We start from the raw sequence: 23595 nt of genomic DNA, 5'->3' as shown, positions 1-23595 counted from the left end.
TTGACAATAAAAGCAACAAAAAAATAGAGTGGATTTCTCCACTCCGAAAAAAGTCTAACTTTTTGGGGTCACTACAGTGAATGGTGTTTTTTTATTCGATGACTAACACGCCGTCTTTTAGCTGTAATGGGTTCTTTTCATCGATATGGTCATAGAACATGATGCCGTTAATATGGTCGATCTCATGCTGTACAACAATTGCGTTATAATTTTTCAAGCGAATCTTATGTTTTTCACCTTCCGCATCAAAGTAAGAAACGGTGATACGTGCGGCGCGAACGACATAACCAGGGACTTCGCGATCGACTGATAGACAGCCTTCGCCTTCACCTAGACAAGCCTCCTGCACCGAGTGGCTCAATATTTTTGGATTATACATTACGGTACTGATACCATTTTCTGGTTTCTCTGGATCAACACTTGGAACGTGAACCGCGATAATCCGTTTTGAGATATCTAATTGGGGAGCCGCTAAGCCGACACCGCCTCGTAGATTTAATTCTTCTGCCTTCACCGGGTCTTGGCTGTTTTTAAGAAACTGCAACATTTCTTTTCCAAGCTCCAGATCTTCAGCAGTTGGAGGAATCGGGACTTCTTTAGCAACAGCCCGCAAGGTAGGGTGTCCTTCCCGAATAATATCATCCATTGTGATCATTAAAAAGTCTCCTCTCAGACATGATTTCATCATGTTAGTTTAACACAAAAAGTAAGTAAGGTAAAAAAACTGTTTTTATTAAAGTAGTTCTTTAAAAAAATTGTAATGATTCTAAAAGCAGCGCTTAAATTGCTATACAGCTTGATTTTTTAGTGTAAATAAAGTAAAGTGTTAGAGTGTGCAAAGCGCACCACCTATCACTTGGTTGGGCGATTCACCAACGCTTTACTCAGTCATAGGGAGAAAAAAAGGAAGAGGTGAAAACCATGGCATTATCAAAAGAACGTAAAAACGAAATCATCAATGAATTTGCTCGCCATGAAGGAGATACTGGTTCTCCAGAAGTACAAATCGCTGTATTAACGGAAGAAATCAATCAACTAAATGAGCATGCACGTGTCCACAAAAAAGACCACCATTCATACCGCGGTCTAATGAAAAAAGTTGGTCATCGTCGTAACTTGCTAGCTTACTTACGTAAAAACGAAGTACAACGTTACCGTGAATTAATCCAACGTCTAGGACTACGTCGTTAATTCGTACTACTACTGAAAGTGAGGTTCCTAGGAATCTCACTTTTTTTGAAGTTAGGCTTTTCGCAGTAGTGTAAGTTTGAGGGCTATTAATAGTCTTTTATACGTTGTATTGAACAGGCAGTTTAGCCTAATGTTATGCGTATGAAAATCAGTTCACTTAAAGTGAGCTAGCTGCTAAATTTTAGCATAAACGTAGAAAGATTCGTCTCTTATTATGTTTTGTTTGTGAAGGGGACTAAATTAATCTAACACTGATAGCTATCAGAAAAAAATAAAAGACCTTTGATTGGCGTGTTGTCACTCTACTAACCAAATGCAAGAAGCGAAAGATTTCGCTGTTTCCATTTGTTTAGTAGCGTCGCACTGGTCAAAGGGAAAAGGAGAAATTATGTCAGAAAAACAAGTTTTTAAAACCACTTGGGGCGGACGCCCTCTGCAAGTTGAAATCGGTCAGCTTGCGAAACAAGCGAATGGTGCAGTTTTAGTTCGCTATGGGGACACTGTTGTATTAAGTGCCGCAGTTGCCTCAAAAGAAGCAAAGGATACCGACTTTTTCCCATTAACGATCAACTATGAAGAAAAAATGTACGCGGTAGGTAAAATTCCTGGCGGCTTTATCAAACGTGAAGGTCGTCCAAGTACAGATGCTACGTTAACGGCTCGTTTGATCGACCGTCCAATCCGTCCAATGTTCGCAGATGGCTTCCGTAATGAAGTTCAAGTAACGAACGTTGTAATGAGTGTTGAACAAGATTGCTCGCCATCAATGGCAGCGATGTTTGGTTCTTCATTGGCATTAGCTATTTCAGATATCCCATTTGATGGACCAATCGCGGGTGTTGATGTGGGTCGTGTGAATGGTGAATATGTGTTGAATCCTACTGCGGAACAACATACAGAATCAGATATCGACTTGACGGTTGCTGGTACAAAACAAGCAATCAACATGGTTGAATCTGGTGCAAAAGAAGTTTCTGAAGAAGATATGCTGGGCGCATTATTATTCGGATTTGACGCAATCAAAGAAATGGTTGCATTCCAATCTGAAATCGTTGCAGCAGTCGGCAAAGAAAAAATGGAAATCAAATTATTACAAGTTGATCCTGAGTTGAAGAAAGAAATCTTCGACGGCTACTATCAAACAATGAAAACAGCCGTGATGACGATGGATAAATTGGCTCGTGAAGACGAAATCGAAAAAGTGAAAGAAACAGTCAAAGAAGTCTATGCTGAAAAATTCGCGAATGTCGAAACAGAAGACCTAGTTCAAATCACGAAAGAAGTAAAACAAATCGCTGAAGATCTTGAAAAAGATGTAGTTCGCGAATTGATTACAATCGATAAAATTCGTCCTGACGGCCGTAAACTAGATGAAATCCGTAAATTAGATGCTGAAACGAGCGTTTTACCACGAGTTCACGGATCAGGTCTGTTTACTCGGGGACAAACACAAGCATTATCTGCTTGTACTTTAGCTCCTTTAGGTGAGCATCAAATCATTGATGGTTTAGGATCAGTTGAAAGCAAACGATTCATCCATCATTATAACTTCCCGCAATTCTCTGTTGGTTCAACGGGCCGTGCCGGATCACCTGGCCGTCGCGAAATCGGACATGGAGCATTAGGGGAACGTGCCTTAGCGCAAATCATTCCAAGTGAAGAGGATTTCCCTTACACAATTCGTTTAGTAGCGGAAGTATTGGAATCAAATGGTTCTTCTTCACAAGCAAGTATCTGTGCAGGTACATTAGCATTGATGGACGCAGGTGTTCCAATCAAAGCGCCAGTTGCTGGGATCGCGATGGGATTGGTATCTGATGGTGAAAATTATACGATATTAACAGATATCCAAGGACTTGAAGATCACCTAGGCGATATGGACTTTAAAGTTGCCGGAACTAAAGATGGTATCACTGCTTTGCAAATGGATATCAAGATTCAAGGGATCACAGAACAAATCCTTTCTGAAGCGTTGACCCAAGCGAAAAAAGCGCGGATGGAAATCTTAGAAGTATTGACGGATACAATTGCTGAACCACGTGAAGAACTAAGCCCATACGCACCGAAGATTGAAATGATCCAAATCGATCCAGATAAGATCAAGACAGTTATTGGTAAAGGCGGCGACACGATCAATGGAATTATTGATGAAACTGGCGTGAAAATTGATATCGATCAAGAAGGAAATGTCAGCATTGCTTCTTCAGATGCAGAAATGATCAAGAAAGCAATCAAGATCATTGAAGAATTAACGAAGGAAGTTAAAGTCGGCGAAGTTTACTTAGGTAAAGTTGTTCGTGTCGAAAAATTCGGCGCTTTTGTGAACTTGATCAAAGGTAAAGACGCGTTGGTACACATTTCTCAACTTGCAAATGAACGCGTGAATAAAGTTGAAGATGTCGTGAAATTAGGCGACGAAGTGTTAGTCAAAGTAACAGAGATCGATCGTCAAGGTCGCGTGAACGCTTCTCGTAAAGCTATGTTGAAAGAAGAAGAAAGCAAAAAAGAAGAAAAATAGATTCTATTTTGAGGTTATTCTTTGACAAATCTCTTTGAAAACTGGATAATACGGATAAGTTTTAGGGGAGTAGCGACATAGAGCAAGCTCTATGCTTTTAGATCAACATCAAGTGCTCAAGCACTGGTCTATAAGATAATTTGCAAGACCTAAACAATAGTGAGAGCTGTTGTTTAGGTCTTTTTTGCGAGTTTCTCTTCGCACTTTAGTGCGTTAGAGAAATCGTATGCGTACGAAAACAGCAACATTTTTCTCGGTTTTAGAAAAATGAACATATTGCAACAGATGTAGCTGTCAGTTCTGCTTCCTGTCTGCAGGTTAGCAGAATGATAGGCGCAGCAAATTTACAATTTTACTCGCTAGAGAGAAACCAAACCAATACCGATTCAGCGTTGGGCTGTAACAGGAGAGTGCAAAATGGAAAAAAAGAAAGATCATACTAAAAAACTTTCGGCAGCTGGATTGCTGATTGCGATGGGAGTCGTTTACGGCGATATCGGAACGAGCCCCTTGTATGTAATGAAAGCTATTTTAGAAGAAAATGGCGGATTGAGTACTGTCACGCAGGACTTTGTTCTTGGTGCAGTCTCGCTGGTTTTTTGGACCGTCATGCTTTTAACCACGGTCAAATACGTGCTGATTGCTTTAAGGGCAGATAATCATGGTGAGGGAGGTATCTTCTCTTTATACACCTTAGTGCGAAAAGGCGGAAAGTATCTAATCGTGCCGGCAATGATTGGCGGTGCGGCATTATTAGCCGATGGCGTGCTGACCCCGGCCGTGACAGTGACGACGGCGATCGAAGGACTAAGAGGAATTCCGGATTTTTATCAAATATTCGGTAATAATCAAAATGTTATCGTGATTATAACCTTAGTGATTCTGCTATTTTTATTTTTGATCCAACGCTTTGGTACGGATTTTGTCGGGAAAGCTTTTGGGCCTATCATGTTTCTTTGGTTCACTTTTTTAGGTTTGATGGGTTTATTGAATATTCCGTATGATTTTAGTGTGATTAAAGCATTGAATCCTTATTATGCGATTCATTTGCTGTTCAGTCCTGAAAATAAAATGGGAATCTTTATTTTAGGAAGTATTTTCTTAGCGACAACAGGGGCGGAAGCTTTGTACTCTGATATGGGCCATGTGGGCAAGAAAAATATCCATATCAGCTGGCCGTATGTCCTGCTTTGTTTGATGTTGAATTACGCCGGCCAAGCTGCGTGGATTTTGCATGTGAAGGGCAATGCTGCGATTGAAGGAATCGAAAATTTGAATCCTTTCTTCCAAATATTGCCGGATGGCTGGATGATTTTCGGGGTCGTCTTTGCGACAATCGCTGCAGTCATTGCATCTCAGGCCTTGATTTCCGGATCGTTTACGTTAGTTTCTGAGGCGATCAAATTAAAATTATTACCGAGAATGCGGATTATCTATCCGGGTAAAAGCATTGGGCAAATGTATATTCCGGCTATCAATCTGATTTTATGGGCGGCCTGTTCATTGATCGTTTTGACGTTCCGCACGTCTAGTCACATGGAGGCTGCGTATGGTCTGTCGATTACCGTTACAATGCTGATGACGACTTTCTTGTTGTATCATTATTTACTTCAAAAAGGAACGTCCCGCTTTTTAGCAATATTGATGCTAGTCTTTTTTGGAACACTAGAAGGCTTCTTCTTTATTTCTAGTGTAACCAAGTTTTTCCACGGCGGGTTCGTTGCGGTGGCGATGGCCCTCTTGATATTAAGTGTGATGTATATCTGGTATCGCAGCAATCGAGTGCAGGAAAATACGAGTCAAGATGTAAACTTCAAAGACTATCTTCCGCAATTACAAGAATTGCATGATGACGATCGGATTCCGTATTATCAGACGAATGTGGTTTTTCTGGTTCCGCGTTTAGATGGGGATCAGATTCCGCAGCAATTCATTTATTCGATTTTGGATAAACGGTTAAAGCGTGCCAAAGTTTATTGGTTCGTGAATGTCGAGGTAACGGATGAACCCTACACCGAAGAATATAGTATCGATATGATGGGGACCGACTTTATTGTGAAGGTCAAACTGTATTTGGGCTTTCGTATCTCACAAGACGTCAACGTTTATCTACGCCAGATCATCCATGATCTGATGAAGCAGGGACGACTACCGAAACAACCGCAACATTATTCATTGACACCGGGACGCCAGGTCGGAGATTTTCGTTTTGTGATGATTCAAGAGGTGTTGTCGAATATGACGAAGCTGGATAAATGGGACCGGCAAGTTATGCAAGCACGTCTGGCTATCAAGCACCATACGGTTACTCCAGAACGCTGGTTTGGAATTGAATATAGTGAAGTTACTTATGAGACAGTACCGCTGATCGTAGGTGAAACAAGAAAAACGTGGCTTAAGGAACGAAAAATATAATTGTAGCTAGACGATTTCAGCTTCTTCACTCAAAAAGTTTATACAGACTAAGAACTTTTGGCTTAAATAAGCGCCAAAAGTTCTTTTCTTTTTATTTGAAATAAGTTAAATTAAGATTAAAAAAGAGTGAAGGTGAGGGTTGCAAGATGGAAATGACGATTTCGGGATTGCGGGAAAAACTATGTGAGGCGGATAATGATCAATTAATAGAGCTGCTATGTCAGGTATATAAACATTCAGAGGTTGCTCAACAAATTGTTGACTCTCGCTTTTTGGGTGATGAATATGGGATGCGTCTAGCAAAAATGACCAAACAAAAGCTGGAGAAGGCATTTTTTCCCCATGGTGAGGTGGATCGTTCCTTAATACAAGCGAAAGAGTTGCTGCGAAAGTTCCGCAAGAGTTGTCAAAACCAACGCGCGTTGATTGATGTAGAATTATATTTTGTCGAATGCGGGTTGGATTTTGTAGGGATCTTCGGCGAGTCAGATGAAAACATCAAAGAATTGTTGATTACAAACTATGCTTCAGCGGTAGCGCGAATCTTGGAGGATGATTCGGAAATTTATTTCCATCTCTATTTTGCAAGATGTAATCAAATCATCGATACTGCAAGAGGATTTACTTCAGCGTTTTCCCAACACATGTTGTCTATCTACTGCCAACTAGCAAAAGAATCAAAGGATTAAAATAGAGTAAAAAAAGCAAAAATCCATTGAAGGATTTTTGCTTTTTTAATGCTCGAAGCCGATTGTCGGCTCTAATGTTTGTTCGTTATCCAGCTGTTTTAATCGACGCATCGCTTTGAAATAAGAAGCTAGCAAAACAAGCGTAGATCCAATCCAAGCTAGCGGAGAAGCGAACGCCGCTCCAGCAAAGCCGAAGGAATGGGTCAAAATAATGGCTGCGAAAGATCGCATAATCAGTTCCATCATTCCGGCAATTGTCGGTATTTTGGCTTGACCTAATCCCTGTAATGTATAACGCAGAACAAGTAAAGCCGCTAATACCCAGTATAAAGAACCATTAATAGTAAAATAAGTCTGGGCCAGATCAAAGACATGCGTTTCGCTGCGATCCACAAACAAGGCGACGAAGGAACGTCCGCAAGTAATGACCAGCAATCCTGCGAATAAACTAAATGCCCCGCTCATTAATAATCCCTGCTTCACCCCTTGGATGATTCGACCATATTGTTTTGCACCTAGGTTCTGTGCTGTGAAAGTAGTCATTGTAATCCCAAAAGACATCATAGGAAGAATCGCGAATTGATCGATTCGACTAGCGGCTGCTTGAGCTGCTACAACGTCTGTTCCTAATGTATTCAGCGCTGATTGTAAGATTACTGCGCCGATCGCGATAATCGATGATTGAAAGCCCATAGGCAATGCTGCTTTCAAATGCTGATTTATTTCTTCCTTATCGAAAGAAAAGTGTTTCCGGCTGACTTGTAATAATGGGATTTTTCGACGAATAAACCACACGCATAACAGACTAGCGAATACTTGTGCGATCACTGTTGCATAACCAGCTCCGGCAACCCCCATGTGGAAGTAGATAATAAAAATCAAATCTAAAACAACATTGACAACTACTGCGGCAGCTAAGAAAAACAAGGGAGTCCGACTATCGCCCAGTGCTCGCACCATATTGGATAAAAGATTAAAACTCATGGAAGCGAAGATTCCAGCTAAAATCACGGAAATGAAATCTTGTGCTTGATCCAAAAGTTCAGGCGGTGTTTGCATCAATAAAAGCAATGGACGTAAAAATATCAAACTCAAAATCGTCAAAATGACAGTAACGCCAAGGCTGATCAAAATAGAGGCAGCAAAGCTTTTTCGCACGCCCTGCAAATCTTTAGCACCAAAGCGTTGGGCTGTAATAATTGACAGACCTGACGTTAAACCTTGAGCAAACCCGATAATCAAGAAACTAACACTACCCGTTGCACCCACGGCGGCTAAGGCATCTTTACCCAGCACCTGACCTACAACCAACATATCTATCATGCTGTAAAATTGCTGAAAAACATTTCCTACAAATAGTGGCAAAGCAAACAATAAAATCAATTTTGCTGGATTTCCATGAGTTAATTCTTTCATTCTTTTCCTGCTTTCTAAAAAAATTTTCTGATTGATATTACCACAAAATTTTCTGAAAGCAAGAGTATCGTGTAAAAAGTTAAGAAAAAAAGACAACCCTTAAGAAACGGGCTGTCTTATGAATTTAACGTTGACGAATTTCATTCGGTAATAGAATAGTTTGACGATTGCCGTCGTCATAAGCATAGACTTCTTGCGGAAAATCATAAGAAAATCCAAACGGCAGATCAATGCCCATTTCAACTTCGCTGCCTTCTTGGGAGAAGTGCATCGTGACACGTCCGTCATTGTTGATTAAATCAAAACTCAAGATATTGTCTAATGGGATCAAGCCCTTTAAGTCTAAGTCAATGATATACCAGATACTATCAATCAGCTCGCCTGGCAAGCTGGACACCACACCGACAGAGGCATAACGACTTTTCTTCGAATCAAATGTTTCAAGCATAGATTTTTCCTCCTTTAGTTGGAATCACTTACTTAAAGTACAAGTAAGCTTTGTAGTGCCTTATTGTAAATCTTTTTACTAAAAAAGACCACTTATTGTACTTGGTATATAAGAAAAACTAAATAATTTTGACCATAATAGGAGAAAAACGAATTAAATGGTTAAAAAAGAAGCATGCCGGATTCCGACATGCCTCTGCAAATGCTTATTCTTCAGTTGATCCACCGATGACTTCTGGTTCAGCGCCTTCAGAAACTTCGCCTTCTTCAGGAAGTTCTTGAGCTTCTTGGACAGAAGCAACTTGTTCGTCTGCATCCGTTACAATCGTGTAGTCAGCGTTCTTAGGCAGATCGCCGATTGAGATTGATTGACCGATTTCTAATCCAGAAATATCCACTTCGATACCTTCTGGTAATTTTTCTGGTGTTGCAGAAACAACTACTGTATAAAGTGTTTGAGCAAGTGTACCACCGGCCTTCACACCAACAGCTTCACCAACTAAGTTGATTTCTGTTTCAGCTTCGGTTTCTTCAGACAAGTTTACAGATACTAATTCAACGTGTGTCAAACGATGTGTAAAAGTGTCTAATTGAGTTTCACGTAATAATGTGTTTACTTTCTTTCCGCCAACTTCAATAGTAAAAACAGTGTTTGCGCCATTTTCACGCAACAATCTTGAAAATTCACGTTCGTCGATTGAGATAGGTGTACTTTCAACCTTATATCCATTAACGATTGCTGGAACTTTTCCTTCGTGACGCAATTTGTTGCGAATGGAACGAGGGCGAATTGCTCTTTCTTCTACTTTTAATGATACTGCCATAACCAAATTCCTCCTTAAAATGTGACTGTCTGTTGGTAAGCAGACAGATTTTATTTAAGTGACGGGTTATTCTCAGCACAATGGCTTTGCGAAAAACACGCAAAAAGACAGTCGTGTACACAACTGTCCAAAAAAAGTCTACGTTCAACTTTCTCTACCAGGTCGTAACGCTGTGTATGAGAAACCTTTGACACTAGAGTGTCGATTCACTTAATCATACGAATCTCTGACTCGTATAATTAAATTCTAGGTCTAATCTAATCAAAATGCAAGCATAAACTCTTTGATGGGTTTGATTAAGCGCTGCTTTTCCGGACGAAAACGCTTTGATAGAGGTGTTTTTCAAATGTTTAATTATTTACTTATTAGCACATTATCTACAGTGAAAAAGTAGACAACGGTCGATTTTTTTCTTTAAATCAGAATAAAAGCATAAAGACTAAGGCCAGAGGGTGTTGTCTTTTTTTCAAATTCGGTATAATGAGTCCAACAGATTTGAAGGAGTAGCAACATGCGTTTAGATAAAGTGATCGAACAAAATCTGCAAACAACTCGGAAAGAAATGAAGCGTTTATTTCTTATGAAAAAAGTTTTGATCGATGGTATGGTCGAGTTTAATCCACAGCGAAATGTTGACAGCCGCCTACATGAAATTCAAGTTGATGGGCAGAAGCTGCGGACTAGCCACGTATACTACTTGCTAAATAAACCGGCAGGTGTTGTAACGGCAAAAAAGGATGAAAAGTTTCAAACAGCTACTCAATTGGTGGCAGAAGCAGAACGACCTGCTGATTTATATCCAGTCGGCCGCTTGGATCGAGACACCACAGGATTATTACTTTTGACGGATAATGGGCAATTAGGGTATGATCTTTTGCAGCCAGAGGCAAAGGTTACGAAGACCTATCACGTAATTGTCAACGAAGCAGTTACAATAGAAGATGTGGCTGCTTTTAAAGCAGGTATCGTTTTTCATGGCGGGGTCCATTGCCAGCCAGCTCAATTGAACATCCTTAGTTCTAAGTTTGGTCATTCAGAAGTTCTATTGACGATCAAAGAAGGGAAGTTTCATCAAGTCAAAAAAATGTTTTTGGCTTGTGGAAAAAAGGTGATAAAATTGACGCGTCTTTCAATGGGGCCATTAGCTTTACCCGAGGACTTAGCGGAAGGAAACTATCGACCGCTGACGCTTACTGAACTGCAACAATTAAAAATATACTTTAGATAGAAGGTTTGAAAATGGGATACGAAACAATTTTATTTGATATTGATGATACCTTGTTGGATTTTAAAGCGGCAGAAGAACAAGCTTTAAGTTGGCTGTTTCAAGATATGGGAGTAGAACCTTCCTTATCAGTCAAAAATAATTATAAAAAAATGAATCAAGGATTCTGGCGCGATCATGAAGCAGGGGTGCTTTCACGACAAGAGTTGTTGGATAATCGCTTTCGTTTGTTTTTCGAGCAATACGAACGAGATGTTGATGGACCAGAGACAGAGGCTCGTTATCGTCATTACTTGAATCAGGGACATCAATTGATCTCAAACAGCTTAGAGGTTGTTGAAAATCTAAGCCGGAAAAAGGATCTTTACGTCGTCACTAACGGCGTTTCGGCAACTCAGCACCAACGTCTTAAAAAATCAGGCTTGGCTCCTTATTTCAAAAAATTCTTTATTTCTGAAGAGATGGGTGTACACAAACCAATGAAAGAATTCTTCGACATCGTTTTCGCTGAAATTCCTCGTTTGGATAAAGAAAAGACGGTGATTATCGGCGATTCTTTGACTTCGGACATCAAAGGTGGACAAGTTGCTGGAATTGATACGATTTGGATGAATCCGCAAGAAAAAGAAGCGAACGAAATTGAACCGACATTCCAGATTAAAAAATTAACCGACCTCTATCAGATTTTAGAAGAATTTTAAGTTTTTGATAGTATTTTGGCGATGTTTCGCTATAATAGGACTAATGAAAAACGAAAGAGGTTTTATTTACATGAAAAACAAGCCGATCATTATTGGTGTAACGGGCGGTTCTGGAAGTGGAAAAACTAGTGTCAGCCGCGCGATCTACAATCGGTTTCCCGATCATTCGATTATGATGTTGGAACACGATTCTTATTATAAGGACCAAAGCGGTATCAGTTTTGAAGAACGACTATCAACAAATTACGATCATCCGTTTGCGTTTGACACAGATTTATTGATCGAGCATTTAAAGGAATTAACGAAATATCAGTCGGTCGAAGTGCCGATTTACGATTACGTAAAACATACACGCAGCGAAGAAGTCTATGTGCAAGAACCAAAAGAAGTCATTATCTTAGAAGGTATCTTGATTTTAGAAGATGAACGCTTGCGTGATTTGATGGATATAAAAATCTATGTAGATACTGACGACGATATTCGAATTATTCGCCGCATCAAGCGTGACATGAATGAACGCGGACGAACATTAGAATCAGTCATTGACCAATATTTGACTGTAGTGAAACCAATGTACCATCAGTTCATCGAACCAACGAAACGTTACGCCGATATCATCGTGCCAGAGGGCGGCGAAAATCATGTAGCGATTGATTTGATTGCAACAAAAGTGGCAAGTTTTTTGAATCATGACTAAAAAGCACCCGACAGAAAAATCTGTCGGGTGCTTTTTGAGGTTTATCGCTATGCGGCCGAGAAGACTCGAACTTCCACGGTATTGCTACCACTAGCGCCTGAAGCTAGCGCGTCTGCCAATTCCGCCACGACCGCAAAGAAATTACTTATTTATTTTAGCACAAAAATTTCATTGTGCCAGTGATAAAGTTGCTGAGTTTCAAATAAAAAAATCCCAACTCAATAATGAGTCGGGAAAAATTTTTATAAGTAGTATTTTTTAGCAACTGTTAAGTCATCGTTCAAGTCATAAACAAGTGGTTGACCTGTTGGGATTTCTAAGTCCATGATATCTTCGTCAGAAATACCTTCGATGTGTTTAGCTAATGCACGTAGTGAGTTGCCATGGGCAGCTACTAAAACAGTTTTGCCATCTTTCAAAGCAGGAGCAATTTCGTCTTGCCAGAAAGGTAACGCGCGTTCCAAAGTAACTTTCAGGTTTTCGCCACCAGGGATATCGCGAGGGTCTAACATTGAGTAACGACGATCTTGAGCTGCTGAACCTTCGTCAGTTGCCTCCATTAATGGAGGTAATACATCGTAAGAACGGCGCCAGATGTGAACTTGTTCGTCACCGTATTTTTCAGCGGTTTCTTTTTTGTTTAATCCTTGTAATTTACCGTAGTGACGTTCGTTTAAGCGCCAAGATTTAACAGTTGGTACCCAAAGTTGGTCAGAGTATTCTAAGATGTAGTCGCAAGTTTTGATCGCACGAGTTAAAACTGATGTGTAAGCAACATCAAATTCAATTCCTGCTTCTTTGATTTTACGGCCGCCTTCTTTTGCTTCTTCGACACCTTCTGGAGCCAAATCAACGTCTGCCCAGCCTGTGAATTGGTTCAATTTGTTCCATTCACTTAAGCCGTGACGAGAAAAAACTAATTTTGGCATAACATTCTCTCCTTTTTGAAATTTCTGAAATTTTCAATTCCTGAATCATTGTACAATGTTTCTGCCATGATTTCCATTAAATTGGGTGTGTTTTTTATCAAATCACGAGCTTTAAAGGGATTTTTATAAAATTATTTTGCAGGAACCTCCAAAATTTTTGGACCTTCAGGAGTGCCGACGATCACGCGTGAAATCATGTCAATGAACAATCCGTGCTCAACAACACCGACACAGGCATCCAATTCTGCAGCTAATGCATGAGGGTCTTCAATAACATCTAAATGCAAATCAATGATGTAATGCCCGCCATCTGTTGTTAGAAGTTCATTGGCATCGTTCATGCGCCATGCTGGATTGTAACCTTTTGATTCAAATAAACGAAAGACGTTGTGGCTGCCGAATGGCACGACTTCAACTGGTAAAGGGAATTTGCCTAATTTGTTAACCATTTTGCTTTCGTCAACGATCCAAATGCAATCTTTTGAATAAGTCGCTACTACTTTTTCGAAAAGCAGAGCAGCACCGCCGCCTTTGATACCTTGGAAGTCATCGCTGATTTCATCTGCACCGTCAATCGTAAGATCTACAGACTCTACATCGTCAATCGCTTTTAAAGGAATACCTAATTCTTTTGCCTGCTCTTCTGTTTTAGAGGAAGTCACGACACCCGTGATCTTCAACCCCTCTTCATTTACTCGGCGACCTAATTCTTTCACTAAATAATAAGCTGTTGATCCAGTACCTAATCCGACGGTCATTCCATCTTTGACAAATTTTGCCGCTTCGATCCCAACTAACTCTTTCAAATTCATTGAAAAATCCCACCTTCTGCTAAGTTACGTCCATTGTAATCGCAAAAAAAGAAAAAAGGAAGTCTTTTAAGTAAAAAAGACCAAAAAAGTGAAGGCGTTTTATTTACTATTCTTTAAATGAATAGAAATAAATTATCTGTTGAATAAGATTTTTCTTATTTAAAAAAATTTGAAATGAATCTCAAACTTTAATAGAAAGAAGAAAAAACTACAAATAGTTTGTTGACAGCGGAAATCAATCATGATATGCTATCAAAGGTGCTTTGTGAACAGGTCTCTCGATAGAGACGTGCTGACTGTGTCGAAGTACAGCTTGATAGAGAATGCAGGGATGCATTATTTTTTATCGCCAAAAAAGAACCACACGGATGTGTGGTACTAGAAGGCGGATCGAGGAAGGAGGAAACAAGGAATGCCTACAATTAATCAATTAGTACGTAAACCTCGTAAATCAAAGGTGGAAAAATCAAATTCACCAGCATTGAACAAAGGATATAACAGCTTTAAAAAAGCTCAAACAAACGTGAACTCACCACAAAAACGTGGAGTTTGTACACGTGTGGGGACTATGACACCTAAGAAACCCAACTCAGCATTACGTAAATATGCTCGTGTTCGTTTGTCAAACTTGATCGAAGTAACAGCTTATATCCCAGGTATCGGCCATAACCTACAAGAACATAGTGTTGTTCTATTACGTGGTGGTCGTGTAAAAGACTTACCAGGGGTACGTTACCATATCGTTCGTGGCGCACTAGATACTGCCGGTGTTAACGATCGTAAACAAAGCCGTTCTAAATACGGTACTAAAAAACCTAAAGCTTAATCAAACGAATAGATAAAGACATATTTTCGAAAAGGAGGAGTTACGTATGACTCGTAAGGGAGCTATCGCAAAACGCGACGTTTTGCCAGATCCTATGTATAACTCTAAGCTAGTAACTCGTTTAATCAACCGCGTAATGGTTGATGGAAAACGCGGAACTGCTTCAAATATTGTATACAATGCTTTTAGCACAATTAAAGAATCAACTGGAAATGATCCATTAGAAGTTTTCGAACAAGCAATGGAAAATATTATGCCTGTGCTAGAAGTTAAAGCCCGCCGTGTTGGGGGTTCTAACTACCAAGTACCCGTTGAAGTACGTCCAGAACGTCGTACTACTTTAGGTTTGCGTTGGGTTGTAAACTTCGCTCGTCTACGCGGCGAACATACAATGGAAGAACGCTTAGCGAAAGAACTTATGGATGCTGCTAACAACACTGGCGCTTCTGTGAAAAAACGCGAAGATACACACAAAATGGCGGAAGCCAACCGTGCATTTGCTCATTATCGTTGGTAAGATTTTTTCTGCTGACGAAGGTCAACAGATGTCTGACCAAACCATGTTAATTTAATATAAGAGAGGAGCAAACAAAGAAATGGCAAGAGAATTTTCTCTAGACAATACTCGTAATATCGGGATCATGGCTCACGTTGACGCTGGTAAAACAACAACAACTGAACGTGTCTTATACTACACTGGTAAAATCCATAAAATTGGAGAAACCCACGAAGGTGCTTCTCAAATGGACTGGATGGAACAAGAACAAGAACGTGGTATCACGATCACTTCTGCCGCTACTACAGCGCAATGGAAAGGTCACCGCGTAAATATCATTGATACACCAGGACACGTGGACTTCACAATCGAAGTTCAACGTTCACTACGTGTACTTGATGGTGCAGTTACTGTATTGGACTCACAATCAGGTGTGGAACCACAAACAGAAACTGTTTGGCGTCAAGCTACAGAATACGGCGTTCCACGTATTGTATTCTGTAACAAAATGGATAAAATCGGTGCTGACTTCCTTTACTCAGTAAGCACTTTACATGATCGTTTGCAAGCAAATGCTCATCCAATCCAATTACCAATTGGTGCGGAAGATGATTTCACTGGAATTATTGATTTAGTCAAAATGAAAGCAGAAATTTATACAAACGATTTAGGAACTGAAATTCAAGAAACTGAAATCCCTGCTGAATATCAAGAACAAGCAGAAGAATGGCGCGAAAAATTAGTTGAAGCTGTAGCTGATACTGACGAAGACCTAATGATGAAATTCTTAGAAGGTGAAGAAATCACTGAAGAAGAATTGAAAGCGGGTATCCGTAATGCTACTTTAGCTGTTGATTTCTATCCAGTTCTATGTGGTTCAGCCTTCAAAAACAAAGGTGTGCAATTGATGTTGGATGCAGTCATTGACTATCTTCCAGCACCTACTGATGTACCTGCGATCAAAGGTTTTAACCCTAAAACTGATGAAGAAACTGAACGTCCTGCTGATGATTCAGCTCCGTTCTCATCTCTAGCGTTTAAAGTAATGACTGACCCATTTGTAGGTCGTCTAACTTTCTTCCGTGTGTACTCAGGTATCTTGAACTCAGGTTCATACGTTTTGAATGCTTCTAAAGGCAAACGTGAACGTATTGGCCGTATTCTACAGATGCACGCAAATACGCGTAAAGAGATCGAAACAGTTTATTCAGGTGATATCGCCGCTGCTGTTGGATTGAAAGATACAACAACTGGGGATACTCTGTGTGACGAAAAATCACCGGTTATCTTGGAATCAATTGAATTCCCTGATCCAGTTATCGAAGTTGCTGTTGAACCTAAATCAAAAGCTGACCAAGATAAAATGGGTGTTGCTTTACAAAAACTTGCTGAAGAAGATCCTTCATTCCGCGTTGAAACAAACGTTGAAACTGGCGAAACAGTTATCGCTGGTATGGGTGAACTTCACTTAGACGTATTGGTTGACCGTATGCGTCGTGAATTTAAGGTAGATGCTAACGTTGGTGCGCCTCAAGTATCTTATCGTGAAACATTCCGTTCTGCGACAAATGCAGAAGGTAAGTTTGTACGTCAGTCTGGTGGTAAAGGTCAATACGGTCACGTATGGATCGAATTTACACCAAACGAAGAGGGTGCTGGCTTCGAATTCGAAAACGCGATTGTCGGTGGTGTGGTTCCTCGTGAATACATCCCAGCAGTTGAAAAAGGATTAGAAGATGCAATGGCAAACGGTGTGTTAGCCGGCTATCCATTAGTTGACATTAAAGCTAAGCTTTATGATGGTTCTTACCATGATGTCGATTCAAATGAAACAGCCTTCCGTGTAGCTGCGTCTATGGCGCTACGTGCTGCAGCGAAGAAAGCTAGCCCATCAATCCTTGAACCAATGATGAAAGTTACGATTACTGTTCCAGAAGATTACTTAGGTGATGTTATGGGTCACGTAACTGCTCGTCGTGGACGTGTTGAAGGTATGGAAGCTCATGGTAACGCACAAATCGTTAATGCGATTGTACCGTTGGCTGAAATGTTTGGATACGCTACAACACTTCGTTCTTCTACTCAAGGACGCGGAACATTCATGATGGTCTTTGACCACTATGAAGATGTACCAAAATCAGTTCAAGAAGAAATTATTAAGAAAAATGGCGGCAAAGCTGACTAATTCTTAAAAGTCAATTGTTTTTTGACTGCTTTTTCCAAAAGAACTGTATTTTTAACAACGTTTCATGTAAAATAATTAACTGATGATATGGGCTCGCATCGCTTTTGTGGTGCGGACCTATCAGATAAAAAACTAAACTCATTTACTTAGGAGGAACATATTAAATGGCTAAAGAAAAATTTGACCGTTCAAAACCCCATGTTAACATTGGTACTATCGGACACGTTGACCATGGTAAAACTACTTTAACTGCTGCAATTACAACTGTACTTGCTAAACAAGGCGGAGCTCAAGCAATGGACTACGCTTCAATCGATGGTGCACCTGAAGAACGCGAACGCGGAATCACTATCAACACTTCTCACGTTGAATATGAAACTGAAAACCGTCATTACGCTCACGTTGACTGCCCAGGACACGCGGACTACGTTAAAAACATGATCACTGGTGCTGCTCAAATGGACGGAGCTATCTTAGTAGTTTCTGCTGCTGATGGCCCTATGCCTCAAACTCGTGAACACATCTTGTTATCTCGTAACGTTGGTGTTCCTTACATCGTTGTATTCTTAAACAAAATGGATATGGTTGATGATGAAGAATTACTAGAATTAGTTGAAATGGAAGTTCGTGACCTATTGTCAGAATACGACTTCCCAGGCGACGACACTCCAGTTATCGCGGGTTCAGCTTTGAAAGCTTTAGAAGGCGACGCTTCATACGAAGAAAAAATCTTAGAATTAATGGCTGCTGTTGACGAATACATCCCAACACCAGTTCGTGATACTGACAAACCATTCATGATGCCAGTCGAAGACGTATTCTCAATCACTGGTCGTGGTACTGTTGCAACTGGTCGTGTTGAACGTGGACAAGTTCGCGTTGGTGACGAAGTTGAAATCATCGGTATTGCTGAAGATGTTACAAAAACAACTGTAACAGGTGTTGAAATGTTCCGTAAATTGTTAGATTACGCTGAAGCAGGCGATAACATCGGTGCGTTATTACGTGGTGTTGCGCGTGAAGACATCCAACGTGGACAAGTATTGGCTAAACCAGCTTCAATCACTCCACATACAAAATTCTCTGCAGAAGTTTACGTTTTAACTAAAGAAGAAGGTGGACGTCATACTCCATTCTTCACTAACTACCGCCCTCAGTTCTACTTCCGTACAACTGACGTAACTGGTGTAGTTGATCTACCAGAAGGTACTGAAATGGTAATGCCTGGTGATAACGTAACTATGGAAGTTGAATTAATCCACCCAATCGCTATCGAAGATGGAACTCGTTTCTCTATTCGTGAAGGTGGACGTACTGTTGGTTCAGGCGTTGTAACTACAATCAAAGCTTAATCAACTTTACAAGATAATTTTATGCTCGGACGTAAAGAGTCATTGGATTTCCAATGGCTCTTTTTTAATGAAATAAACAATAGAAAAATGCAAAAAAGTCCTTACCTATACTATAATAAGGACGAAGATTTTTTTTATTTTTCCTTACTAGATGTTCGCTGCATCTGGTGAGGATTTTTTTGTTTACCCGATTTGGTTGTTCTGAAAGGGATTTATAAACCATTCTTAGTATCTTGTGAGCACATACGATTATCTCTTTTTTTCAACTAGAGGTGCGAGCATAAAACTCTGGAAATATTATGTTACTTAAGCGTCCCGTATTTCCGCCGTATTGATAAAGTATGGTTTTTAGGTACTTATTTCCAGCTGAGATATGTACAGATTTTCGGACACCGCCACTGTTATAACTTGCTGGGCAAAGTCCTGCCCATGAGGTCAGTTGTTTGGCATTAGCGAATTGTTCCAAGTTGGGGTTAATTTTAGCCGAGATAATTTCTAACGCTCTTTTTTCACTTCTGGAATTGTTTGTAAGGTTTCCGTTAGAATTTTTTCAACTTTTCTTTCCGTTAACTACTCACCAAGTAAACGTAACTAGAAAGTACGTGTTCCAAAGGTACGAATCTTCTTTTTCGTTCTTAAAGGATCTAAAGAGCCAGAGAGACCACAAGCAACGGCTATTTTGGCATGGATATCTAATCTAGCACAAAATTTCAAATTCACTTCTAGTATGTTTATTTCCATGAAATCTCATCCTGGAAATAGGTGACAGATTCACCTCTTGGAAAGTTATCATAATTTTTAATCCGTGCGCGAAGTGACATTTGGTTTAACAAAAAGAAGGAAATCATTTAAGGACTAGAGTGGACGCCATTAAAAGAGCCTTGAGTACACGTCGCCTTACTATCATTAAACGTTCGAGACGAGAGGGATTGTTTCAGAAGAAGGTTTAATGGATGTGCACCTCCATTTTAGTTTTTTTGTCCTAACTATTTAATATAGAAGTAATTTTAGCTAAGTGGAATATAAACTAAAAATCTTGAAAATCGTAAAAACAATCGGTAACAATCTATATCTGAGAAGTTCCCGATAGTAACCAAAGAAGAACATGCTTTTTCTATATTAATAGAAGGAAACGTATCGAAAGTTTTTGAGTTTTCAGAAAGAAAAAGGGAAAACCAAAAAAAGCTTAGAAAAACCTTGCAATCATTGACCCTGTGTAATATAATCATAAAGGTGCTGTTTGCAGAAGTGTAAATGTCACTGGGGGGTTCATGAATGAATCCGCCGGCTTTGAAACGAGAGGTTGCGACACGCCCGGACGCTTTGCCACGAACGAGCGTGACGGAGATTTTCGTGGAGCTATGTCTACTTTTAAAATAGGCGAAGGAGGGAACAAGATGGCAAAACAAAAAATTCGTATCCGTTTAAAAGCGTATGAACATGGTATTTTAGATCAATCAGCGGATAAAATCGTGGAAACTGCAAAAAGAACTGGAGCTAGCGTGTCTGGTCCAATTCCATTACCAACTGAACGCAGTCTTTACACTGTAATCCGTGCGACTCATAAATACAAAGATTCACGCGAACAATTCGAAATGCGTACTCACAAACGTCTGATTGACATTGTGAACCCAACACCGAAGACAGTTGATGCTTTAATGAAGCTTGACTTACCATCAGGTGTGAATATCGAAATCAAACTATAATTAAAGAAGATGGAGGTGTAATCATGACCAAAGGAATCTTAGGGAAAAAAGTGGGAATGACTCAAATCTTCACTGAATCTGGGGAACTTATTCCAGTAACTGTTATCGAAGCTACTCCAAACGTTGTGTTACAAGTTAAAACAATGGAAAACGATGGCTACGAAGCAGTTCAATTAGGTTACCAAGATATGCGTGAAGTTTTGTCTAACAAACCTGCGAAAGGTCATGTTGCAAAAGCAAACACGGCTCCTAAGCGCTTCATTAGAGAATTCAAAGATGTTGAGCTAGGAGACTATGAAGTAGGTAAAGAAGTGAAAGTTGATACTTTCCAAGCTGGAGACATCATTGATGTTACCGGAACGACTAAAGGTAAAGGATTCCAAGGCGTTATCAAACGTTACGGACAAAGCCGCGGCCCAATGGCTCACGGTTCTCGCTATCACCGTCGTCCTGGATCTATGGGTCCTGTTGCACCAAACCGTGTATTTAAAAATAAACGTTTAGCTGGCCGTATGGGTGGCAACCGCGTGACAATTCAAAATCTTGAAATTGTTCGTGTTGACGCTGACCGCAACGTTATCTTAGTAAAAGGAAATGTTCCTGGAGCTAAAAAATCTTTAATCACTATCAAATCAGCTGTGAAAGCTAAATAATTAGTTAGAGGAAGGAGGAACTAAGGAATGCCAACTGTAGCATTATTCAAACAAGATGGAACTCAAAACGGAGACATCACTTTAAATGAAGAAATCTTCGGAATCGAACCAAATGAAAGTGTTGTTTACGATGCAATCGTTATGCAACGCGCTTCATTGAGACAAGGAACACACGCTGTGAAAAATCGTAGCGCAGTTCGTGGCGGTGGCCGCAAGCCATGGCGTCAAAAAGGAACTGGTCGTGCTCGTCAAGGTTCTATCCGTTCACCACAATGGCGTGGAGGTGGCGTTGTATTTGGACCAACACCACGTTCATACAGCTACAAACTTCCTAAAAAAGTTCGTCGCTTAGCAATCAAATCTGTTTTATCAGAAAAAGTTGCTGAAAATAACTTAGTTGCTGTTGATGCTTTAAGCTTTGACGCACCTAAAACAAAAGAATTCAAACAAGTTTTAACTAGCTTGTCAATTGATTCTAAAGTATTGGTTGTTTTGGAAACAGAAAACGAAGTTGCAGGCCTTGCTGCTCGTAACTTAGCAAACGTAACTGTTACTACTTCAGACAATGTTACTGTATTAGATGTAGTCGCTAATGACAAAATCTTAGCAACGCAAACTGCTCTTACTCAAATTGAGGAGGTGCTTGCATAATGAACTTACTAGACGTAATTAAACGCCCAGTGATCACTGAAAAATCTATGTTAGACATGGATGAAAAGAAATATACTTTCGAAGTTGACACTCGCGCAAACAAAACTTTAGTGAAACAAGCGGTTGAAGCTGCTTTCGACGTTAAAGTAAAAAACGTAAACATTATGAATGCTAAACCAAAAGCAAAACGTATGGGTAAATATCAAGGCTTCACAAAAAAACGTCGCAAAGCTGTTGTGACTTTAACTGAAGATTCAAAAGAAATCCAACTTTTCGACGCTGAATAAGCGTTAGAAAATCACTAGTAAATTAGGAGGGAAACTAGACGTGGCGATTAAAAAGTACAAACCTACCTCAAATGGTCGTCGTAATATGACAAGTTCTGATTTCGCTGAAATCACTACTTCAACGCCTGAAAAGACGTTATTACAACCATTGAAAAACAACGCCGGTCGTAACAACAACGGTCGCATCACTGTACGTCATCAAGGTGGCGGACATAAACGTCAATACCGTGTTATCGATTTTAAACGTAACAAAGATAACGTGGTTGCTACAGTTCAAACGATCGAATACGATCCAAACCGCTCAGCAAACATTGCATTAGTTCATTATACAGACGGAGTGAAAGCTTACATTTTAGCCCCTAAAGGCTTAGAAGTTGGCATGACAATCGTTTCTGGAACAGATGCAGATATCAAAATCGGAAATGCTTTACCACTAGAAAATATTCCAGTCGGTACTGTAATCCACAACATTGAAATGAAACCTGGTAAAGGGGGACAATTGATCCGTTCAGCTGGTACAAGTGCTCAAGTACTTGGTAAAGAAGGAAAATATGTATTAGTACGTTTAAACTCTGGCGAAGTTCGTATGATCTTAGCTACTTGCCGTGCAACAATTGGTTCTGTTGGTAACGAACAACACGAATTGATCAACATCGGTAAAGCTGGTCGTTCTCGTTGGATGCGTAAACGCCCAACTGTACGTGGTAGCGTAATGAACCCTAACGATCACCCACACGGTGGTGGTGAAGGTAAAGCGCCAGTCGGACGTAAAGCTCCAGTATCTCCTTGGGGACAACCTGCATTGGGTTACAAAACTCGTAATAAGAAAGCTGCATCAGACAAGCTTATCGTACGTCGTCGTAAGACTAAATAGAACCATTGACTATGTGTCGCATATTTTGAGAGGAGGTACACCATGGGTCGTAGTTTGAAAAAAGGACCTTTCGTCGATGATCATTTGATGAAAAAGGTTGAAGCGCAACAAGGTGTTGAAAAGAAAAAAGTTATTAAAACTTGGTCTCGTCGTTCAACAATTTTCCCTAGTTTTGTAGGATTTACAATTGCTGTTTATGACGGACGCAAACATGTGCCAGTTTACATCCAAGAAGACATGGTAGGACATAAATTAGGTGAATTTGCACCATCAAGAACTTATCGTGGACATGCCGCCGACGATAAGAAAACAAGACGTTAATTTTGAGGGGAGGATATTAACATGGCAGAACAAATTACATCAGCTAAGGCAACTGCGAAAACAGTTCGCACTTCTCCTCGTAAAGCACGTTTAGTAATCGATCTTATTAGAGGAAAAAGCGTAGCAGAAGCAATTTCAATCTTGAAATTCACACCAAACAAATCTGCAGGAATCATTGAAAAAGTTATGATGTCAGCAGTTGCTAACGCAGAGAACAACTTTGACTTAGATGTTGAAAATTTGGTAGTTTCTGAAGCATTTGTTAACGAAGGACCAACAATGAAACGTTTCCGTCCACGTGCAAAAGGTTCAGCTTCACCAATTAACAAACGTACAAGTCATATTACCGTAGTGGTATCAGAAAAATAAGGAGGGATAAT

25 protein-coding genes and 1 tRNA gene are annotated in these 23595 nt (G+C 40.1%); 18 read left to right on the top strand and 8 right to left on the bottom strand.

Going from position 1 to position 23595, the window contains the following annotated elements:
* Nucleotides 1-91: 91 nt before the first annotated feature.
* Complete coding sequence (gene def, locus FFR60_RS15665) at nucleotides 92-655, bottom strand: peptide deformylase (RefSeq protein WP_088934177.1); 564 nt, start codon at nucleotides 653-655, stop codon at nucleotides 92-94.
* Nucleotides 656-921: 266 nt separating this feature from the next.
* Here def and rpsO point away from each other — a divergent pair, with 266 nt between their 5' ends.
* From rpsO to FFR60_RS15645, 4 genes are all read left to right on the top strand, one after another.
* Entirely contained in the window at nucleotides 922-1191 is a 270-nt protein-coding gene (gene rpsO / locus FFR60_RS15660) for a 30S ribosomal protein S15 (protein ID WP_088934178.1), read from the top strand.
* Nucleotides 1192-1579: 388 nt separating this feature from the next.
* Entirely contained in the window at nucleotides 1580-3709 is a 2130-nt protein-coding gene (gene pnp, locus FFR60_RS15655; RefSeq protein ID WP_088934179.1) for a polyribonucleotide nucleotidyltransferase, read from the top strand.
* A gap of 417 nt (nucleotides 3710-4126) precedes the next feature.
* Nucleotides 4127-6124 (top strand): KUP/HAK/KT family potassium transporter, encoded by a 1998-nt coding sequence (locus FFR60_RS15650; protein ID WP_137664849.1) that lies wholly within the window; start codon nucleotides 4127-4129, stop codon nucleotides 6122-6124.
* Nucleotides 6125-6270: 146 nt separating this feature from the next.
* Nucleotides 6271-6813: a hypothetical protein gene (locus tag FFR60_RS15645; RefSeq protein ID WP_137664848.1), complete on the top strand. Its 543-nt coding sequence runs from the start codon at nucleotides 6271-6273 to the stop codon at nucleotides 6811-6813.
* Between the two features lie 45 nt (nucleotides 6814-6858).
* Here FFR60_RS15645 and FFR60_RS15640 read toward each other — a convergent pair whose 3' ends face one another.
* From FFR60_RS15640 to FFR60_RS15630, 3 genes are all read right to left on the bottom strand, one after another.
* Nucleotides 6859-8229: an MATE family efflux transporter gene (locus FFR60_RS15640; protein WP_137664847.1), complete on the bottom strand. Its 1371-nt coding sequence runs from the start codon at nucleotides 8227-8229 to the stop codon at nucleotides 6859-6861.
* 124 nt (nucleotides 8230-8353) lie between these two features.
* Nucleotides 8354-8677, bottom strand: coding sequence for a DUF960 domain-containing protein (locus FFR60_RS15635; RefSeq protein ID WP_088935880.1), 324 nt, complete (start codon nucleotides 8675-8677; stop codon nucleotides 8354-8356).
* Nucleotides 8678-8882: 205 nt separating this feature from the next.
* Complete coding sequence (locus tag FFR60_RS15630) at nucleotides 8883-9500, bottom strand: 50S ribosomal protein L25/general stress protein Ctc (protein WP_137664846.1); 618 nt, start codon at nucleotides 9498-9500, stop codon at nucleotides 8883-8885.
* Between the two features lie 511 nt (nucleotides 9501-10011).
* On the opposite strand from FFR60_RS15630, the gene FFR60_RS15625 reads away from it, so the two are divergent.
* The 3 genes from FFR60_RS15625 (at nucleotide 10012) to udk (ending at nucleotide 12123) form a co-directional block, all read left to right on the top strand.
* A complete protein-coding gene (locus FFR60_RS15625) occupies nucleotides 10012-10728 on the top strand; it encodes a 16S rRNA pseudouridine(516) synthase (protein ID WP_137664845.1) in 717 nt (238 codons plus the stop codon).
* Between the two features lie 11 nt (nucleotides 10729-10739).
* Entirely contained in the window at nucleotides 10740-11426 is a 687-nt protein-coding gene (locus tag FFR60_RS15620) for a YjjG family noncanonical pyrimidine nucleotidase (RefSeq protein WP_088934183.1), read from the top strand.
* A gap of 70 nt (nucleotides 11427-11496) precedes the next feature.
* Complete coding sequence (gene udk / locus FFR60_RS15615) at nucleotides 11497-12123, top strand: uridine kinase (RefSeq protein ID WP_088934184.1); 627 nt, start codon at nucleotides 11497-11499, stop codon at nucleotides 12121-12123.
* A gap of 50 nt (nucleotides 12124-12173) precedes the next feature.
* On the opposite strand, the gene FFR60_RS15610 is transcribed toward udk, so the two are convergent.
* The 3 genes from FFR60_RS15610 to rpiA form a co-directional block, all read right to left on the bottom strand.
* A tRNA-Leu gene (locus FFR60_RS15610) sits at nucleotides 12174-12257 on the bottom strand.
* A gap of 108 nt (nucleotides 12258-12365) precedes the next feature.
* A complete protein-coding gene (gene gpmA / locus FFR60_RS15605) occupies nucleotides 12366-13052 on the bottom strand; it encodes a 2,3-diphosphoglycerate-dependent phosphoglycerate mutase (RefSeq protein WP_137664844.1) in 687 nt (228 codons plus the stop codon).
* 131 nt (nucleotides 13053-13183) lie between these two features.
* A complete protein-coding gene (gene rpiA / locus FFR60_RS15600; protein WP_137664843.1) occupies nucleotides 13184-13864 on the bottom strand; it encodes a ribose-5-phosphate isomerase RpiA in 681 nt (226 codons plus the stop codon).
* A gap of 412 nt (nucleotides 13865-14276) precedes the next feature.
* Between rpiA and rpsL the strand changes: the two genes are divergently transcribed.
* The 4 genes from rpsL to tuf all read left to right on the top strand — a co-directional run bounded on the left by rpsL (nucleotide 14277) and on the right by tuf (nucleotide 18723).
* Nucleotides 14277-14690, top strand: a complete 414-nt coding sequence (gene rpsL, locus FFR60_RS15595) for a 30S ribosomal protein S12 (protein WP_010742744.1) — start codon at nucleotides 14277-14279, stop codon at nucleotides 14688-14690.
* 46 nt (nucleotides 14691-14736) lie between these two features.
* Nucleotides 14737-15207, top strand: coding sequence for a 30S ribosomal protein S7 (gene rpsG, locus FFR60_RS15590; protein ID WP_088935882.1), 471 nt, complete (start codon nucleotides 14737-14739; stop codon nucleotides 15205-15207).
* A gap of 79 nt (nucleotides 15208-15286) precedes the next feature.
* A complete protein-coding gene (gene fusA / locus FFR60_RS15585) occupies nucleotides 15287-17371 on the top strand; it encodes an elongation factor G (protein WP_088935883.1) in 2085 nt (694 codons plus the stop codon).
* 164 nt (nucleotides 17372-17535) lie between these two features.
* Nucleotides 17536-18723, top strand: coding sequence for an elongation factor Tu (gene tuf, locus FFR60_RS15580; protein ID WP_088935884.1), 1188 nt, complete (start codon nucleotides 17536-17538; stop codon nucleotides 18721-18723).
* 262 nt (nucleotides 18724-18985) lie between these two features.
* On the opposite strand, the gene FFR60_RS23190 is transcribed toward tuf, so the two are convergent.
* Nucleotides 18986-19201: a transposase gene (locus tag FFR60_RS23190; RefSeq protein ID WP_371853549.1), complete on the bottom strand. Its 216-nt coding sequence runs from the start codon at nucleotides 19199-19201 to the stop codon at nucleotides 18986-18988.
* 919 nt (nucleotides 19202-20120) lie between these two features.
* On the opposite strand from FFR60_RS23190, the gene rpsJ reads away from it, so the two are divergent.
* From rpsJ to rplV, 7 genes are read left to right on the top strand one after another with little or no spacing between them, the layout of a single operon-like run.
* Entirely contained in the window at nucleotides 20121-20429 is a 309-nt protein-coding gene (gene rpsJ, locus FFR60_RS15570; RefSeq protein WP_010756438.1) for a 30S ribosomal protein S10, read from the top strand.
* A 23-nt stretch (nucleotides 20430-20452) separates the two neighbouring features.
* Nucleotides 20453-21082 carry a 50S ribosomal protein L3 gene (gene rplC / locus FFR60_RS15565; RefSeq protein ID WP_088934189.1) on the top strand — a complete coding sequence of 210 codons (630 nt, stop codon included), beginning with the start codon at nucleotides 20453-20455 and terminating at the stop codon, nucleotides 21080-21082.
* 27 nt (nucleotides 21083-21109) lie between these two features.
* Nucleotides 21110-21733 (top strand): 50S ribosomal protein L4, encoded by a 624-nt coding sequence (rplD, locus tag FFR60_RS15560; RefSeq protein WP_102872011.1) that lies wholly within the window; start codon nucleotides 21110-21112, stop codon nucleotides 21731-21733.
* The gene (locus tag FFR60_RS15555) at nucleotides 21733-22020 is read left to right on the top strand and encodes a 50S ribosomal protein L23 (protein ID WP_010747215.1); all 288 of its coding nucleotides are present in this window, start codon (nucleotides 21733-21735) and stop codon (nucleotides 22018-22020) included. Before rplD ends, FFR60_RS15555 begins: the two co-directional genes overlap by 1 nt.
* A gap of 40 nt (nucleotides 22021-22060) precedes the next feature.
* Nucleotides 22061-22894, top strand: a complete 834-nt coding sequence (gene rplB / locus FFR60_RS15550) for a 50S ribosomal protein L2 (RefSeq protein WP_088934191.1) — start codon at nucleotides 22061-22063, stop codon at nucleotides 22892-22894.
* A 42-nt stretch (nucleotides 22895-22936) separates the two neighbouring features.
* The gene (gene rpsS, locus FFR60_RS15545) at nucleotides 22937-23215 is read left to right on the top strand and encodes a 30S ribosomal protein S19 (RefSeq protein ID WP_010742754.1); all 279 of its coding nucleotides are present in this window, start codon (nucleotides 22937-22939) and stop codon (nucleotides 23213-23215) included.
* A 21-nt stretch (nucleotides 23216-23236) separates the two neighbouring features.
* Nucleotides 23237-23584 carry a 50S ribosomal protein L22 gene (gene rplV / locus FFR60_RS15540; protein ID WP_010742755.1) on the top strand — a complete coding sequence of 116 codons (348 nt, stop codon included), beginning with the start codon at nucleotides 23237-23239 and terminating at the stop codon, nucleotides 23582-23584.
* Nucleotides 23585-23595: the final 11 nt, after the last annotated feature.

Source organism: Enterococcus hulanensis, assembly GCF_005405485.1.
GTDB lineage: Bacteria > Bacillota > Bacilli > Lactobacillales > Enterococcaceae > Enterococcus_A > Enterococcus_A hulanensis.
This window is presented reverse-complemented; position numbering and strand designations above follow the sequence as displayed.

Excerpts from the sequence above, each read along its gene's own strand:
- def (WP_088934177.1), bottom strand. The coding sequence starts at position 655 with ATGATCACAATGGATGATATTATTCGGGAAGGACACCCTACCTTGCGG.
- rpsO (WP_088934178.1), top strand. The coding sequence starts at position 922 with ATGGCATTATCAAAAGAACGTAAAAACGAAATCATCAATGAATTTGCT.
- pnp (WP_088934179.1), top strand. The coding sequence starts at position 1,580 with ATGTCAGAAAAACAAGTTTTTAAAACCACTTGGGGCGGACGCCCTCTG.
- FFR60_RS15650 (WP_137664849.1), top strand. The coding sequence starts at position 4,127 with ATGGAAAAAAAGAAAGATCATACTAAAAAACTTTCGGCAGCTGGATTG.
- FFR60_RS15645 (WP_137664848.1), top strand. The coding sequence starts at position 6,271 with ATGGAAATGACGATTTCGGGATTGCGGGAAAAACTATGTGAGGCGGAT.
- FFR60_RS15640 (WP_137664847.1), bottom strand. The coding sequence starts at position 8,229 with ATGAAAGAATTAACTCATGGAAATCCAGCAAAATTGATTTTATTGTTT.
- FFR60_RS15635 (WP_088935880.1), bottom strand. The coding sequence starts at position 8,677 with ATGCTTGAAACATTTGATTCGAAGAAAAGTCGTTATGCCTCTGTCGGT.
- FFR60_RS15630 (WP_137664846.1), bottom strand. The coding sequence starts at position 9,500 with ATGGCAGTATCATTAAAAGTAGAAGAAAGAGCAATTCGCCCTCGTTCC.
- FFR60_RS15625 (WP_137664845.1), top strand. The coding sequence starts at position 10,012 with ATGCGTTTAGATAAAGTGATCGAACAAAATCTGCAAACAACTCGGAAA.
- FFR60_RS15620 (WP_088934183.1), top strand. The coding sequence starts at position 10,740 with ATGGGATACGAAACAATTTTATTTGATATTGATGATACCTTGTTGGAT.
- udk (WP_088934184.1), top strand. The coding sequence starts at position 11,497 with ATGAAAAACAAGCCGATCATTATTGGTGTAACGGGCGGTTCTGGAAGT.
- gpmA (WP_137664844.1), bottom strand. The coding sequence starts at position 13,052 with ATGCCAAAATTAGTTTTTTCTCGTCACGGCTTAAGTGAATGGAACAAA.
- rpiA (WP_137664843.1), bottom strand. The coding sequence starts at position 13,864 with ATGAATTTGAAAGAGTTAGTTGGGATCGAAGCGGCAAAATTTGTCAAA.
- rpsL (WP_010742744.1), top strand. The coding sequence starts at position 14,277 with ATGCCTACAATTAATCAATTAGTACGTAAACCTCGTAAATCAAAGGTG.
- rpsG (WP_088935882.1), top strand. The coding sequence starts at position 14,737 with ATGACTCGTAAGGGAGCTATCGCAAAACGCGACGTTTTGCCAGATCCT.
- fusA (WP_088935883.1), top strand. The coding sequence starts at position 15,287 with ATGGCAAGAGAATTTTCTCTAGACAATACTCGTAATATCGGGATCATG.
- tuf (WP_088935884.1), top strand. The coding sequence starts at position 17,536 with ATGGCTAAAGAAAAATTTGACCGTTCAAAACCCCATGTTAACATTGGT.
- rpsJ (WP_010756438.1), top strand. The coding sequence starts at position 20,121 with ATGGCAAAACAAAAAATTCGTATCCGTTTAAAAGCGTATGAACATGGT.
- rplC (WP_088934189.1), top strand. The coding sequence starts at position 20,453 with ATGACCAAAGGAATCTTAGGGAAAAAAGTGGGAATGACTCAAATCTTC.
- rplD (WP_102872011.1), top strand. The coding sequence starts at position 21,110 with ATGCCAACTGTAGCATTATTCAAACAAGATGGAACTCAAAACGGAGAC.
- FFR60_RS15555 (WP_010747215.1), top strand. The coding sequence starts at position 21,733 with ATGAACTTACTAGACGTAATTAAACGCCCAGTGATCACTGAAAAATCT.
- rpsS (WP_010742754.1), top strand. The coding sequence starts at position 22,937 with ATGGGTCGTAGTTTGAAAAAAGGACCTTTCGTCGATGATCATTTGATG.
- rplV (WP_010742755.1), top strand. The coding sequence starts at position 23,237 with ATGGCAGAACAAATTACATCAGCTAAGGCAACTGCGAAAACAGTTCGC.